The organism is Rhizobium sp. RU20A, from assembly GCF_900155885.1.
Taxonomy (GTDB): Bacteria; Pseudomonadota; Alphaproteobacteria; order Rhizobiales; family Rhizobiaceae; genus RU20A.
Genome location: NZ_FTMB01000005.1, coordinates 188,475 through 202,904, shown reverse-complemented (window position 1 = coordinate 202,904; position 14,430 = coordinate 188,475). Strand labels below are relative to the sequence as shown.

Below are 14,430 nucleotides of genomic sequence, written 5' to 3'. Positions count from 1 at the left end.
GGAAGGCAAATTCAAACGGGTGATGGGACAATCTGTCTCCGCAGAGCGGATTAGACGGCAACCTTGGCGCCGGCAACGGTCGAGTCGATATGGTCGAGAAGCGCATCCGGCAGGCCAAGACGACCGGCGACCAGGTCGAGGAAGCCGCGTTCGGCGCGGGTGTCCGGCTCGATCGTCAGGCGCACCGCGGTGTAAAGCTCCACTTTCTGCTCCTCCGTCCGGGCCGAGCCGATGATGGCGTCGAGATCGGTCGGATCGGACAGTTCCTTTTCGATGAAGGCCGCCACGTCGCTTGAGAGGTCCGACGAGGCGAGCCGCTCGTGGATGTGGGCCCGCTCGTTTTCATCGATGTGGCCGTCGGCGCGCGCGGCGGCGATCATGGCGCGGATCAGCATCAGGGCGAAATCCTGCGACACGGCCTGCGGCTCGATGCTGAAGCCGCTGTCCGACGGCGGCGGCAGAAGCTTCGGGATCTCCTGCGCAGCCTCGGCCGGCGCCTGCGGGGCCTTGCCGGCCTGGTAGTTCCGGTAGGCCGCATAGCCAAGGCCGGCGATCGCCGCGAGGCCCCCGATCTTCAGCGCGCTGCCGGCAAGCTTGCGGCCCGTACCGGTGCCAAGCAGCAGGCCGGCAAGGGCGGTCGCCTTGAGGGGATTGTCACGCGCCAGCTGCGCCGCCTGTCCTGCCCGATCCTTGACGCTTCCGCCGCCCATCGGCATTTGCGAACCGAGGAACTGCTCAAGGAGCTTCTTTGCGTCGAACATGGTCAGGTCGTCTCCGTTAATGATGGGTGCTCCGGAAATAGGAACGCCTGATCATGAATTCAAATTCGCGCCGCGCCCACCATTTCCGGGCGCAATGTAAAAAGCCCGCCGAAGCGGGCTTTTGACGGGATAAATGGTCATCAACCGCGCAGCGCAAAGGCTTCCGATGCCAGCTTTGTGATGCCGGCCCAGTCGCCGGCCTCGACAAGGTCCTTCGGCGCAACCCAGGAACCGCCGACGCACACCACGTTCGGCAGGGAGAGGTAGTCCCTGGCATTCTTCAGCGAAATGCCGCCGGTGGGGCAGAAGGTGGCGCCTGCGAGCGGCGAAGAGAGCGACTTCAGATAGGCCGCCCCGCCCGCCTGCTCGGCCGGGAAGAACTTCATGACCGTCTGGCCGGCATCGAGCAGCATCATCACTTCGCTCGCCGTTGCCGCGCCCGGCAGCAGCGGAACCTGCGAACCGGCGGCGGCATCGAGGAGCGTCTCGGTCGTGCCGGGGCTGACGATGAACTTTGAGCCGGCGGCAACCGCCTCGTCCCACTGGTGGGCGTTGAGCACCGTGCCGGCACCGGCCACCGCGCCTTCGACCTCATCAGCCACGGCGCGGATGGCTTCGAGTGCCGCCGGCGTGCGCAGCGTGATCTCTATCGCCTTCAGCCCGCCCGCGACGAGCGCACGCGCCAGCGGAACGGCCGTCTTGGCGTCCTCGATGATGAGAACGGGCACCACAGGCTGGAGCTTGAGGATGGACAACAGCGCTTCGGTCTTGGAGCTCACGGCGACGTTCCTTCTTCTAATCGATTGAAACAGGTCTTTGAATAGGGCCTGCGGCTGCGAATGTCGAGCACTGCCTGAACTTTCGCTCTGCAACATCGTTTCGCTTGCACATTAGCGCGTCACCCCTGTAACTTTGATACACTTGCCACAGAGGTAGCCGACATGGCCAAGGAAATCGAACGCAAGTTTCTGATCGAAAGCGATGCGTGGCAAAGCCAGATTTCCCATCCCGGCATCCGTTTCCGTCAGGCCTACATAGCATCCATGGATGACAGAAGCGTGCGGGTGCGGCTGCGCGATGACAAGACCGCGTTGCTGACCATCAAGGTCGGCACCGGGCTTCTGTGCCGCGACGAGTTCGAATTTCCCATCTCCTGCGCCGAGGCGGAGGAGATGGTCCGCCACGCCATCGGCGTCGTCATCGACAAGACCCGCTTCGTCATTGAACACGAAGGATACCGCTGGGAAGTCGATCGCTACAACGGCGTGCACCAAGGCCTTGTTGTCGCGGAGGTCGAGCTTTCGAGCGAATGCGAACATCCGCCGCTGCCGGACTGGGTCGGCCGCGAGGTCACCGGCCTGCGCGCTTTTTCCAACCAGGCGCTCGCGACCGATGGCCTCAGCGCCCGCCACCAGCCGCCCCCGCGCCTCGCCGCCGGCTGATCACCTTGCGCTAGACGGCCTGCGAGAAAACGCCACGCCAGCGCCAACCCGTTGCGCTGGCGGCCTTGCGGGAGTATGGGCAGGACATGACCGACAGCACCCGCCTCCCCCGCCACGACGCCGGCGGCCCCGTTCTCGTGGCCGCGCTCTACCATTTTGCCGCTTTTGAAAGCTGCGCGGATTTTCGCGAGCCGCTGCAGGCCCTCTGCGATGCCCACGGCATTCGCGGCACGCTTCTGCTCGCACGCGAGGGCATCAACGGCACGGTCGCCGGCACGGACGCGGCGATCGGCGCGCTCCTTGCCTTCCTGCGTTCCCGGCCGGAATTTGAAAAGCTGGAGCACAAGGAAAGCCGCGCCTCGAAGATGCCCTTCCTGCGCATGAAAGTGCGCGTGAAAAAGGAGATCGTCACCATGGGCGTCGAGGATATCGATCCCAACAGGATCGTCGGCACCTATGTGGACCCGAAGGACTGGAACGCGCTGATCACCGACCCCGATACGCTCGTCATCGACACTCGCAACGATTACGAGACCGCCATCGGCATCTTCAAGGGCGCAGTCGACCCGAACACGAAGACCTTCCGGGAGTTTCCGGACTGGGTGCGCCAGAATGCCGGTCTGCACAACAAGCCGAAGATCGCCATGTACTGCACCGGCGGCATCCGCTGCGAAAAAGCGACCGCATTCATGAAGCAGGAAGGCTTCGAGGAGGTCTACCACCTCAAGGGCGGCATCCTGAAATATCTGGAAGAGGTGCCCGAGGACGAAAGCCTGTGGGAAGGCGAATGCTTCGTCTTCGACGAACGCGTCTCCGTTGCCCATGGCCTCAAGGAAGGCGAACATCGCCTCTGCCACGCCTGCCGGCACCCGCTGACACCCGAAGACCTCGCCTCCCCGCACTACGAGGACGGCGTCTCCTGTTCCAACTGCTACGAGACCAGAACCGAAGCCGACCGCGACCGCTACCGCCAGCGACAGTACCAGATCATGCTGGCCCGCAAACGCGGCCGGGAGCACCTCGGCGGATGAAGGGCCGGTTGTCTTTAGACCGAAAGCGAATATATTTTTCTGCATGACCATACGCTTCAAATTTGCTGCGCAGAAAGCCCATGCGGCTATCCATTGGATGGTCTGCCAAGGGGAAGATGTGGACCTGCATACGGCATTGAAGAGTTGCTACTTTGCCGATCGGACACATTTGAACACCTGCGGGCGACCGATCTTCGGCGCCACCTACAGGGCCATGAAGTTTGGGCCTGTTCCGGTGGAAATCTACGAGATGATGAAGGGTGAAGCGTTGTGGAAGGCGGAACTCGGCCTTGAACGTTTCCCATGGGAACTGACGGGCTACCGGTTGCGCCGCACCAGCAACACACAGCCAGATCTCGACGACCTCTCGGAGAGCGATATCGAGCATCTGGCGAACGGGTTCGAGCGCTCCAGGCAACTGACGTTCTCGGAGCGTACGGAAGCAACCCACGGTGACGACTGGCAGAAGGCAAATCTTGGCCTTATGCGCTACGAGGACATGCTGGAAGAGACGCCGCAGAAAATGCGGATCGTTGAGCAGCTCTCCGCAAATGGCCGGTACATGCGCCTTTGACAAACACGCTCGACGTCATCTGGATTGCCGATACGGAGATCAAGCCGCCCGGTCCCAAGATGGTCGTCTGCGTCGAACCCTTTCTCGGCTTTTACTTCCGCATCAATTCCAACGACAACTGGGAGCCCTGCGTCGCGATCGCGAAGGAGCCCCATCATGCGTTCTTGAAGTGGGACAGTTTCATCGAGTGCACGATCCTCGATCTTGACGATTATGTCGTTCGCGAGGCCCTGCGCAAAAGTGGGGTCATCGGCCGAGTTTCTCGCACGCTCTGCCAGCCGTTGATCGATGCACTCGCTTTCAGCCATGGCAGCAGGCGAGACCGCGAAGCCATCAGGCTGGCCTTGCAGCGGATGATCTGAAAGGCCGGTCGGATGAAAGAAGGGCCACACCATGCGCGGCCCTTCGCAGACAGTGTCGAAAACCGACAGCCTCACTTCACTACAGTGATGAAGTCGCCCTTGGCGCGGCGGACCTTCTTGAGGTTGGCGAGCCAGTCGCCATCGGCCTGGCGGTAGCCGAGCGGCAGCAGCGTGACCGACTTCAGGCCCTTTTCCTTCAGGCCGAGGATCTCGTCGACCTTTTCCGGCTGGAAGCCTTCCATCGGGGTCGCGTCTACGCCCTCGAAGGCGGCAGCGGTGATGGCAAGGCCGAAGCCGATATAGGCCTGGCGGGCGGCGTGTTCGAAGTTCACCTGCGCGTCTCGCGGCGGGTACATGGCGAGAATCTGCTTGCGATAGGCCTCCCAGCCTTCGTTCACGAAGCCGCGCTCCTCGTTGACGAGATCGAAGGCCGCATTGATGCGCTCGGGCGTATAATTGTCCCAGGCGGCGAAGACGAGCAGGTGGGACCCTTCGGTGATCTGGGCCTGACCATAGGCCACGTCCCGAATGCGGGCACGCACCTCGGGATTGGTCACCACGATGATCTCATAGGGCTGCAGGCCGCTGGAGGTCGGGGCAAGGCGGGCGGCTTCCAGAATGCGCTCGACCTTGTCTTCGTCCACCGCGCGGGTGGGGTCCATTTTCTTGGTTGCGTAACGCCAGTTGAGCTTTTCGAGAATCACGGCTTGTCTTCCTGTGCTGGTGTCGGCTGGCGCTCGCCTCGGGACAGGCCGTCATCGCGTCGAGACCGACTGGTTATTGAAAGTAACCAGGCCTACATAAGTGACTTGCGCAGGAGTGCAAGAAGGCACATTTTTGATACCGCCACTTTCGGGTCAAAAGGAGGAAACCATGGACGAAGGAACAGCCGGCGGGCGTCAGCCCATCGTGAAAAGCCCATGCCTGGAGCGCCGGACAAACAGCTTCGAGCCAATGAAATGCCAGACCGTCAGCGAGATGCTGGCGCGCCTTGGCGACAAATGGACCGTGCTCGTCATCATGGTGCTCGGCAGCGGCCCACTTCGCTTCAGCGAGTTGAAGCGTGCCGTGGTAGGCATTTCGCAGCGCATGTTGACGCTGACCCTGCGCGCCCTCGAACGCGACGGCCTCGTGCAACGCACCGTGCATCCCACGGTGCCTCCGAGCGTGGAATATGCGCTGACGGAACTCGGCCTCTCCTTCTTCGAGCCGATCGATGCCATGGGCGGGTGGGTGTTCCGCAACCATGACCGCATCCGCGCCGCACGCGCGGCCTATGACGCGCAGCAAGACTGAGAGCGCGCCGGGCAGAACGGGCGACGTCAGCCGCCGCGATGGTTGCCCCTGGGAAACTCTTCGCAGAGCGACTGGTACCAATGGCCGCTCTTCTTGATGGTGCGGACCTGCGTCTCATAGTCCACATGCACCATGCCGAAGCGCATGCGGTAGCCTTCGGCCCACTCGAAATTGTCCATCAGCGACCAGGCGAAATAACCGCGCATGGGATAGCCTTCACCGATCAGATCGGCCGTGACGGCAAGATGATCGGCGATGTAGTCGAGCCGCGGCTGGTCATCCACCACGCCGTCCACAACGCCCATGTTGAAGCAGGCGCCGTTCTCGGTGATGTAGCAGGGCGGCAGCGCATAGTCGCTGTTCAGTCGCCGCACGAGATCGGCCATGGCGGGCGCATGGATCTCCCAGCCGATGTCGGTCTTTTCAGGATGGACGGGCGGAGCCGCGACCGTTGCCGGAAAATCGGCCCCTGGGGTCGGATCATCGGCAACACGCATCGGCGTGTAGTAGTTCAGCCCCCACCAGTCGAGCGGCTGCGAAATCGCTGCCATGTCGCCGGCCGCGATCTCAGGCATACGATGCCCAAGGGCCGCCATGAAGGCCTCCGGATAAGCCCCTTTGAAGATCGGGCTGAAAAAGACGCCGTTATGGAAGGCATTGGCCCGCTCCGCCGCCGCCTTGTCCGCCGGTGCATCGCTGCCGGGATAGATGGAATACGCGTTGAGCACGATGCCGACGGGCAGGTCGGCCCGCTCGGCCCTGACGGCCTGTACGCCCAGACCGTGCGCCAGATTGGTGATGTGAAGCGCGTGCAGCGCCGCATCCAGATTGCGCTCGCCCGGTGCATGGATGCCGTAGAGATGCGAGAGCCAAACCGAGCACCAGGGCTCGTTGAAAGTCGCTACCGAATCCAGCCGGTCGCCGAGCCGCGCCGTGACAATGCGCGCATAGTCGGCAAAGGCCTGCGCGGTTGACCGCGCCGTCCAGCCGCCGTCGCCGGCCAGCATCAGCGGCAGGTCCCAGTGATAGAGCGTCGCGAAAGCCTTGATACCGCGGGCCTTGAGGCCGTCCACCAGCCGCTCGTAGAAATCCAGCCCCTTCTCGTTCACCGCACCGACGCCATCCGGCACGATTCGCGGCCACGCGATCGAAAAGCGATAGCCGCCGACGCCGAGCGAGGCGATGAGATCGAGATCCTGCTCCAGTCGATTGTAATGATCGCAGGCCACATCGCCATTATGGCGCTCGAAGACCCGCCCCGGCATGTTCGAAAACGCGTCCCAGATCGACGGCTTACGCCCATCCGCCTTCGCCGCCCCTTCGATCTGGAAGGCGGCGGTGGCGACACCGAAGAGAAAATCGCCGGGGAAGCGCTCCGCGAGCAGTCTTGTATTCGTCATCGCCATCTTTTCCTCCCAATCCGACGGTCCCCAAACGAGACCAAAATCCACAGAGGAAAATCTTACTGTAACGTTACAGGGCGTGCAATGACTGTCATGGAGCGCTGATCACATCGAAAAAAATGGCGCCGGAGATACGATCCCCGGCGCCGCCAATTACCTCGTCAATCTGCGGCAGCCGACTCAGACCTTCACCCAGGCCCCGTTCTTCTTCGACGACTTGACGCAGGCATCCACGAACAGCATGCCCTTGATACCGTCCTCCAGCGTCGGATAGGTCACGGCTGCATCGATCGTCTCGCCCTTGCGCCTGGCGTAGATGGCGCGCGCGGCTTCCGCATAGATATTGGCGAAGCCTTCGAGGTAGCCTTCCGGGTGGCCGGAGGGAATGCGGGTAACGCGGGCGGCCGCTGCGCCGCTGCCGGCACCGCCCCGGGTGATCAGCCGCTTCGGCTCGCCGAACGGCGTATACCAGAGGTAGTTCGGATCGGCCTGCACCCATTCCAGCCCGCCCCTGGTGCCGTAGACGCGGACCTTCAGGCCGTTTTCGTGACCGGGGGCCACCTGGCTGCACCAGAGCATGCCCTTGGCCCGCACGCCGTTCTTTTCCTTGAAGCGCATCATCACATGGGCGTTGTCGTCAAGCGCGCGGCCCGGCACGAAACTGTCGAGATCGGCGGCAAGTTCGTCGAGCTCGAGGCCGGACACGAAAGCGCCGAGATTGTAGGCATGCGTGCCGATATCGCCGGTGGAGCCGCCGGCGCCGGATTTGGTCGGATCCGTGCGCCAGGCCGCCTGCTTCTGCCCATCCTGCTCGATCGCTTCCGTCAGCCAGTCCTGCGGATATTCCATCTGCACGAGGCGGATATCGCCGAGCAGCCCTTCGGCCACCATCTCCCGGGCCTGACGGACCATGGGATAGCCGGTATAGTTGTGGGTGAGCACGAAGAGCGCATCGCTCTTCTCCGCGATATCCTTCAACTTGCGCGCGTCGGCGAGCGTCGCGGTCAGCGGCTTGTCGCAGATCACATGGATGCCGCGCGTCAGGAACTCCTTGGCGGGGGCAAAGTGCATGTGGTTGGGCGTGACGATCGCAACCGCCTCGATGCCGTCCTTCAACCTCGCTTCGCGAATCGCCATCTGGCGAAAGTCGGAATAGACGCGCGACGGATCGAGACCCAGCGCCCGGCCGGAGGCCTCCGCCTTTTCCGCCGTCGAGGAAAGCGCGCCGGCGACGAGCTCGAATTCCCCGTCGATACGCGCCGCAATGCGGTGCACCGCGCCAATGAAGGCGCCGACGCCCCCGCCAACCATGCCGAGCCGGATCGGCCGGTCCCGCGTCTCGCTTTTGCTGCCTTCAATGGCCATGTCAGCCTCCTTCACTGTCTGTGCCTGATTGTTTCCATAGTCATGTGCGTAAATGCGATCCTTGACGAGAAGGTGGCCCTGCCAATGAACAGCTAAGTTTGAACCTTTCCGAAGGTCGATCACAGGATCGAACGACGCCCGCGCGTCGTCTCGCAAACATCAGCTTTTCATCAAGGATTTCCCATGCCTTTGCTCGTTGCGGATGCACGCCATCCCATTACCCTTGCCGACGGCACGCTTGTCGAAAACACCGTCCATCTCAACCGCGCCATCGATCATCCACGCATCACATGCGGCGATTACAGCTACTATTCCAGCGTGACGCCGCTGACGGATGTAGCCGGCACCATCGCGCCCTACCTCCATCCCTTCAGCCGCGAAAGGCTTCTCATCGGCCGCTTCGTGCAGATCGCCCATGGCGTGCGTTTCATCACCAGCTCGGCCAACCATGCCATGAATGGCCTCAGCACCTATCCGTTTCGCATCTTCAAGCCGGAAACGATGGATGCCTATGCCGATCTGCCGGTGAAGGACACGGTGGTGGGGCCGGATGTCTGGATCGGCACCGGGGCGATGATCATGCCGGGCGTCACGCTCGGGGCAGGCAGCATCGTCGCCGCTGGCGCAGTGGTCACCCGCGATGTCGCGCCCTACACGATCGTCGGCGGCAATCCCGCCCGGCCGATCCGCCAGCGCTTTGCACCCGAGATGGTCGCGCGGCTTCTGGCGGTGGCCTGGTGGGACTGGCCGCTGGAGCGCATCGAGGCGGCCCTGCCGGCCATCGAGGGCGGCGATCTCGCAGCCCTCGAAGCCTGCTGACGGGCGCATGCCCCTCAAAGCCCCAGCATGCGCCGGTTGGCGGCCTCGTCCGTGCCGCCATCGGCAAAATCGTCAAAGGCCTTTTCCGTCACGCGGATGATGTGGTGCTTGACGAATTCCGCGCCCTCGCGTGCCCCGTCCTCGGGGTGCTTAAGGGCGCATTCCCACTCCACAACGGCCCAGCCGGCAAAGTCGTTCGCCGCCATCTTGGAAAAGACCGCGCCGAAATCCACCTGCCCGTCGCCGAGCGAGCGGAAGCGGCCGGCCCGGTTGACCCAGCCCTGATAGCCGCCATAGACGCCCTGCCGGCCCGTCGAATTGAACTCCGCATCCTTCACATGGAACATGCGGATGCGATCCTTGTAGATGTCGATATTGTCGAGATAGTCGAGGCACTGCAACACGTAGTGCGAGGGATCGTAGAGCATGCAGGCGCGGGCATGGTTGCCGGTGCGCTCCAGGAACATCTCGTAGGTGATGCCGTCATGCAGGTCTTCGCCCGGATGGATCTCGTAGCAGATATCGACGCCGCAATCTTCGGCATGGTCGAGGATCGGCCGCCAGCGCCTGGCGAGTTCATCGAAGGCCGTTTCCACCAGCCCCGCCGGCCGCTGCGGCCAGGGATAGACGAAGGGCCAGGCGAGCGCGCCGGAAAACGACGCCATGGCATCAAGGCCGAGATGCTGCGACGCCGTCAGCGCCATCTTTACCTGCTCGACCGCCCATTGCTGCCGCGCTTTCGGATTGCCCCGCACTTCCGGCGCCGCAAAGCCGTCGAATGCCTCGTCATAGGCCGGATGCACGGCGACGAGCTGGCCCTGCAGATGGGTGGAAAGCTCGGTGATCTCCACGCCGTTGTCACGCGCCTTTCCGGCGAATTCGTCGCAATAGGTCTTGGATTCTGCCGCCTTCTTCAGGTCGAACAGGCGTCCGTCCCAGGAGGGAACCTGAACGCCGGCGTAGCCGCAATCGGCGGCCCATTTGGTGATCGAATCCCAGGAGTTGAACGGCGCGGCATCGCCGGCAAACTGCGCCAGGAACAGGCCCGGCCCCTTGATCGTCTTCATGTCTTCCTCCTCCGTATGGTGTGTGCGCTGCGCTGCCGCCGGTCCCACCCGCCGGAACGCCTCTCAAAGCCCCTCCCCGGGCTTCTAGACCCCGCCGGCGATGCGTAAGATCGCCGGCGGAGCAGGATGTCGTTGTCAGACGTAACGGTTGACGATGTTTTCGAGAAGCTCCTGCCGGCCCGAGCGCGGACGCGGATTGATGCCCTCGGCCAGGACCCGCTGCTCGATCTCTTCGAGCGTCATGCCGCCCGAGAGCATCTTCTGCGCTTCGGCACCCTGCCAGCCGGCGTAACGGTCGGCGAGCGGCTGCGACAGAGCCTTGTCCTCAATCATCTTCGCGGCGGCCTTGAGGCCCCGGGCGCAGCAATCCATGCCGCCGATATGGCCGATCAGCAGGTCGTCCGGCTCGATCGACTGGCGGCGCAGCTTGGCATCGAAATTGGTGCCCCCGGTGGTGAAACCGCCGCCGGCCAGCACCTGATAATAGGCGAGCGCCATTTCCGGCACGTTGTTGGGGAACTGGTCGGTATCCCAGCCGGACTGGTAATCGTTGCGGTTCATGTCGATGGAGCCGAGAATGCCGTGGGCATTCGCCAGCGCCAGCTCATGCTCGAAGGAATGGCCGGCGAGGATCGCGTGGCCCTGCTCGATATTGAGCTTCACCTCGTTTTCGAGACCGTATTTCTTCAGGAAGCCGTAGACCGTTGCGACGTCATAGTCGTACTGGTGCTTGGTGGGCTCCTGCGGCTTCGGCTCGATCAGGATCGTGCCCTTGAAGCCGATCTTGTGCTTGTACTCGACGACCATGTTGACGAAGCGGCCGAGCTGGTCGAGCTCCTGCTTCATGTCGGTGTTGAGCAGCGTCTCATAGCCTTCGCGGCCGCCCCACAGCACGTAGTTCGCGCCATCGAGACGCTGGGTCGCATCCATGCAGGTCTTCACGGTCGCCGCGGCGAAGGCAAAGACATCCGGATCCGGATTGGTGGCAGCGCCGCCCATGTAGCGGCGGTTGGAGAAGAGGTTTGCCGTGCCCCAGAGCAGCTTGACGCCGGTCGCCGCCTGCTTTTCGGCAAAATAGTCGACGATCTCGTTGAGGTTCTTCGTGTTCTCGACGAAATCCTTGCCCTCGGGCCGCACATCCGCATCGTGGAAGCAGTAGAAGGGCGCGCCGAGCAGGGTGAAGAATTCGAAGGCCACGTCGGCCTTGAGCTTCGCCGCCTTCATGCTGTCCTCGAACCACGGACGCTCGAAGGTCTGCCCGCCAAAGGGATCGCCGCCCGGCCAGACCAGCGTATGCCAGTAGGCGACCGCAAAGCGCAGATGGTCTTCCATCCGCTTGCCCATGACGATCTCATCGGGGTTGTAGTGGCGGAAGGCGAGCGGATTGTTGCTCTCCGGGCCTTCATATTTGATCTTCTGGATATCGCCGAAAAAGCCGGTCGACATGGGTGTTCTCCTTGGTTGGTGTCCGTTTGTCTTGGCAAAATTGTTTGTCGGCGCTTGCGGTTCACCCCCCTCTGGCCTGCCGGCCATCTCCCCCACAAGGAGGGAGATCGTCAGGAGGAGAGAGCTTCGCGAGAACGGACGGCAAAGCGGATGCTACGCACGTGAGGGAGTGCTGGGCCCGCCCCACCCAATCTCCCCCTTGTGGGGGAGATGCCCGGCAGGGCAGAGGGGGTGCCCCTCGCCCCCCAACGCCGACCTCACCCCATCGCCGCCTTCACCGCCGGGTAAAGCCGCCGGTAGCGCTGATAGGCCTCCTCGTAAGCCGCGCTGTGCGCCTTGACCGGCTCGATCGTCTCTGCCGTCGCGGGCGGGGTCAGCACATCGGCGGGGTTGGCGCCCGTCGCCGCAATCAGCGCCAGCCGCGCCGCACCAAAGGCCGCGCCGAAGTCGCCGTCGGCCGGCAGATCCACGGGAAGGTCGAGCGCGGTCGCGATCGAGGCCAGCCAGTAGCGCGAGCGCGAGCCGCCACCGATGGCCGTCACGCGGGTCAGTTCCGTGCCCGCCGCCTTCAACGCCTCCAGACTGTCGCGCAGCGCGAAGGAGACACCTTCCAGCACCGCCTGCGTCAGCACCACCCGGTCGCTCTCATGCGCGAGCCCCGCAAAGACGCCGCGGATGGCCGCATCATTGTGCGGCGTGCGCTCACCGGAGAGGTAGGGCAGGAAGGTGACGCCGGAGGGCTCCTTCAGCGTATCGCCAAGCTCGCCCGTCAGGCTCGCGGCGCTGGCCCCGGTCACACGCGAATGCCAGTTCAGCGCATCGGTGGCCGAAAGGATCACGCCCATCTGGTGCCAGGTATCCGGCAGCGCGTGGCAGAAGGCGTGGACGGCGCTTTCCGGGTTGGGCAGGTAGCGCCCGTTGGCGGCAAAGAGAACGCCCGAGGTGCCGAGCGAGACGAAGGCCGCCCCTTCCCGCACAGTGCCCATGCCGCAGGCCGAGGCCGCATTGTCGCCGGCCCCGCCGGCCACCACGATGCCGGCCTGAAGGCCCCAGCGCGCGGCGATCTCGCCGCGCAGGCGTCCGGCCTCGGCGGTGCCTTCGACCAGGCCCGGCATCTGGCTCTCATCGAGATCGGTCGCCGCAAGAAGCGCGCTCGACCAGCGGCGCGCGCCCGTGTCCAGCCAGGACGTGCCGGCCGAATCCGACATTTCCGACAAATGCTCGCCCGTCAGCCAGAGCCGCAGATAATCTTTCGGCAGCAGCACCTTGCGAATCCTGCCGAAGATCTCCGGCTCGTTCGCCTTGACCCAGGCAAGCTTCGGTGCGGTGAAGCCGGGAAACACGATATTGCCGGTGATCGCCCGGAAGCGCGGATCGGCGTCGAGCGCGGCCGCCTCGCGGTGGCTGCGCGTGTCGTTCCACATGATGCAGGGCCTCAGCACCTTGTCCTCGGCATCGATGAGCGTCGCGCCGTGCATGTGGCCCGAAAGGCCGATGCCGGACACGGAGGCGAAGGCTTCCGGATGCGCGCCCTTCAGCCCGGCAATCGCCTCTTCCGTGGCGCGGATCCAGTCGGCCGGGTCCTGCTCCGACCAGCCGGCATGTGGGCGATGGGTCGCCACCTCCTTGCTGGAGGCCGAGCCGATGACGGTCTGGCGATCATCGATGAGCATGGCCTTCACGCTCGATGTGCCGAGATCGATGCCGAGATACATGAGGTCTCTCCCTATTCGGGCACGGACGAGACGTCCGCACCGCTCTGTCCTGCCTCGGGGGGCAGGTTGTCGTTGACGAAAATGTCGATGCGGATGCGCTCCTGCGCGGCATGCAGCGGCACGCCGTCGGCCCGCGCTTTCAGCACGCGCACGGCGCTGCGCACCTCGTGGCCCGCATCCTGATTGAGAACGGCGGCGATGAGGCCGGACGACAGTCCCGCCCGCGTTTCCGGCGTCAGCTCGTGCGCGATCACCACCAGCGCCTCGCCGCCCGCCTCCGCCAGCGCACGCACCAGTCCGGCATTGCCGGCGCCAAGGCTGTAGAGCCCGGCAAGATCAGGCGTCCGCTTGAGGATGTCGCCGACCAGCGCCTGGGCGCGCGCCGGATCGTCCTGCCCTTCCAGCACCGGAAGAAGGACTCTGCCGGCGCCGAGCCGTGCCGCAAAACCTTCCAGACGTTCCCGGTGGTCGCGCAGCCGCATGGAGCCCGCCAGCACCGCGACGGGACCGGGACGGTCCCCGAGAAACCGCGCCATCAGGCTGCCGGCCGTGCGCCCCGCCGCCATATTGTCCACCCCGGCGAAATGATCGCGCGCCGATTGTGCGATGTCGGAAACGAGCGTCACGAAGGCGATCCCCGCCGCCTTGGCCCGGTCGATGGCCGCCACGACGGCATCATCCTCGACCGCGACGGCAGCGATGCCGGAGACACCTGCCGCCACGGCCGCGTCGATGGCATCGGCGAGCCGGCCCGCATCGAAGGGCGGCACGACGCTGATTCCGACCCGGATGCGGTCGGCCGAGACCTGCCGCTCGATGCCGCGCACCTCCGCTTCGAGCGTGCGCATGAAGGGATTGTCGCCCGCCGGCAGGATGAAGGCGAAGGAATAGACCCGCCCCTTGGCGAGATTGGCGGCCGCGACATCGCGCACATAGCCGAGATCGGCAATCGCCGCTTCGACTCGGGCCCGCGTCACGCCCCGCACGTTTGGCCGCCCGTTCAACACGCGGTCAACGGTCGCAAGGCTGACGCCTGCCCTTTCGGCAATGTCGTGAACGGTCGGCCGCACGGCTCCTCCCAGACGCCAGTGTCCTTGTGGGAGGAAGGCATAGAGCAGTTTTTGATGTACGTAAATCAAAAATTGGAAA

15 protein-coding genes are annotated in these 14,430 nt (G+C 64.1%); 6 read left to right on the top strand and 9 right to left on the bottom strand.

The window, feature by feature from the left end; all coding sequences use genetic code 11:
- Window positions 1-50: 50 nt before the first annotated feature.
- Together F3H41_RS14310 and F3H41_RS14305 are read right to left on the bottom strand one after the other, a co-directional pair.
- The gene (locus tag F3H41_RS14310; RefSeq protein ID WP_149739366.1) at window positions 51-761 is read right to left on the bottom strand and encodes a tellurite resistance TerB family protein; all 711 of its coding nucleotides are present in this window, start codon (window positions 759-761) and stop codon (window positions 51-53) included.
- 140 nt (window positions 762-901) lie between these two features.
- A complete protein-coding gene (locus F3H41_RS14305) occupies window positions 902-1,540 on the bottom strand; it encodes a 2-dehydro-3-deoxy-phosphogluconate aldolase (RefSeq protein WP_149739365.1) in 639 nt (212 codons plus the stop codon).
- 162 nt (window positions 1,541-1,702) lie between these two features.
- Between F3H41_RS14305 and F3H41_RS14300 the strand changes: the two genes are divergently transcribed.
- The 4 genes from F3H41_RS14300 (at window position 1,703) to F3H41_RS14285 (ending at window position 4,170) form a co-directional block, all read left to right on the top strand.
- Window positions 1,703-2,203 (top strand): CYTH domain-containing protein, encoded by a 501-nt coding sequence (locus tag F3H41_RS14300; RefSeq protein ID WP_149739364.1) that lies wholly within the window; start codon window positions 1,703-1,705, stop codon window positions 2,201-2,203.
- 86 nt (window positions 2,204-2,289) lie between these two features.
- Complete coding sequence (locus tag F3H41_RS14295; RefSeq protein WP_149739363.1) at window positions 2,290-3,234, top strand: rhodanese-related sulfurtransferase; 945 nt, start codon at window positions 2,290-2,292, stop codon at window positions 3,232-3,234.
- Between the two features lie 118 nt (window positions 3,235-3,352).
- Window positions 3,353-3,808 carry a Panacea domain-containing protein gene (locus tag F3H41_RS14290; RefSeq protein WP_188129472.1) on the top strand — a complete coding sequence of 152 codons (456 nt, stop codon included), beginning with the start codon at window positions 3,353-3,355 and terminating at the stop codon, window positions 3,806-3,808.
- Entirely contained in the window at window positions 3,805-4,170 is a 366-nt protein-coding gene (locus tag F3H41_RS14285) for a hypothetical protein (protein ID WP_149739361.1), read from the top strand. Before F3H41_RS14290 ends, F3H41_RS14285 begins: the two co-directional genes overlap by 4 nt.
- A 71-nt stretch (window positions 4,171-4,241) precedes the next feature.
- Here the strand turns inward: F3H41_RS14285 and F3H41_RS14280 are convergent, their stop codons facing one another.
- Window positions 4,242-4,874: an NAD(P)H-dependent oxidoreductase gene (locus tag F3H41_RS14280; protein ID WP_149739360.1), complete on the bottom strand. Its 633-nt coding sequence runs from the start codon at window positions 4,872-4,874 to the stop codon at window positions 4,242-4,244.
- 250 nt (window positions 4,875-5,124) lie between these two features.
- On the opposite strand from F3H41_RS14280, the gene F3H41_RS14275 reads away from it, so the two are divergent.
- Window positions 5,125-5,466: a helix-turn-helix domain-containing protein gene (locus tag F3H41_RS14275; RefSeq protein WP_149739429.1), complete on the top strand. Its 342-nt coding sequence runs from the start codon at window positions 5,125-5,127 to the stop codon at window positions 5,464-5,466.
- 26 nt (window positions 5,467-5,492) lie between these two features.
- On the opposite strand, the gene F3H41_RS14270 is transcribed toward F3H41_RS14275, so the two are convergent.
- Together F3H41_RS14270 and F3H41_RS14265 are read right to left on the bottom strand one after the other, a co-directional pair.
- Window positions 5,493-6,866 (bottom strand): GH1 family beta-glucosidase, encoded by a 1,374-nt coding sequence (locus F3H41_RS14270; protein ID WP_149739359.1) that lies wholly within the window; start codon window positions 6,864-6,866, stop codon window positions 5,493-5,495.
- Between the two features lie 183 nt (window positions 6,867-7,049).
- Window positions 7,050-8,234 carry a Gfo/Idh/MocA family oxidoreductase gene (locus F3H41_RS14265; RefSeq protein WP_149739358.1) on the bottom strand — a complete coding sequence of 395 codons (1,185 nt, stop codon included), beginning with the start codon at window positions 8,232-8,234 and terminating at the stop codon, window positions 7,050-7,052.
- A 183-nt stretch (window positions 8,235-8,417) separates the two neighbouring features.
- On the opposite strand from F3H41_RS14265, the gene F3H41_RS14260 reads away from it, so the two are divergent.
- Complete coding sequence (locus F3H41_RS14260) at window positions 8,418-9,053, top strand: CatB-related O-acetyltransferase (RefSeq protein WP_149739357.1); 636 nt, start codon at window positions 8,418-8,420, stop codon at window positions 9,051-9,053.
- A 14-nt stretch (window positions 9,054-9,067) separates the two neighbouring features.
- Here F3H41_RS14260 and F3H41_RS14255 read toward each other — a convergent pair whose 3' ends face one another.
- The 4 genes from F3H41_RS14255 to F3H41_RS14240 form a co-directional block, all read right to left on the bottom strand.
- Window positions 9,068-10,120 carry a sugar phosphate isomerase/epimerase gene (locus F3H41_RS14255; RefSeq protein WP_149739356.1) on the bottom strand — a complete coding sequence of 351 codons (1,053 nt, stop codon included), beginning with the start codon at window positions 10,118-10,120 and terminating at the stop codon, window positions 9,068-9,070.
- 135 nt (window positions 10,121-10,255) lie between these two features.
- Entirely contained in the window at window positions 10,256-11,566 is a 1,311-nt protein-coding gene (xylA, locus tag F3H41_RS14250; protein ID WP_149739355.1) for a xylose isomerase, read from the bottom strand.
- 257 nt (window positions 11,567-11,823) lie between these two features.
- Window positions 11,824-13,281, bottom strand: a complete 1,458-nt coding sequence (gene xylB, locus F3H41_RS14245; protein ID WP_149739354.1) for a xylulokinase — start codon at window positions 13,279-13,281, stop codon at window positions 11,824-11,826.
- A gap of 11 nt (window positions 13,282-13,292) precedes the next feature.
- The gene (locus F3H41_RS14240; protein ID WP_149739353.1) at window positions 13,293-14,351 is read right to left on the bottom strand and encodes a LacI family DNA-binding transcriptional regulator; all 1,059 of its coding nucleotides are present in this window, start codon (window positions 14,349-14,351) and stop codon (window positions 13,293-13,295) included.
- Window positions 14,352-14,430: the final 79 nt, after the last annotated feature.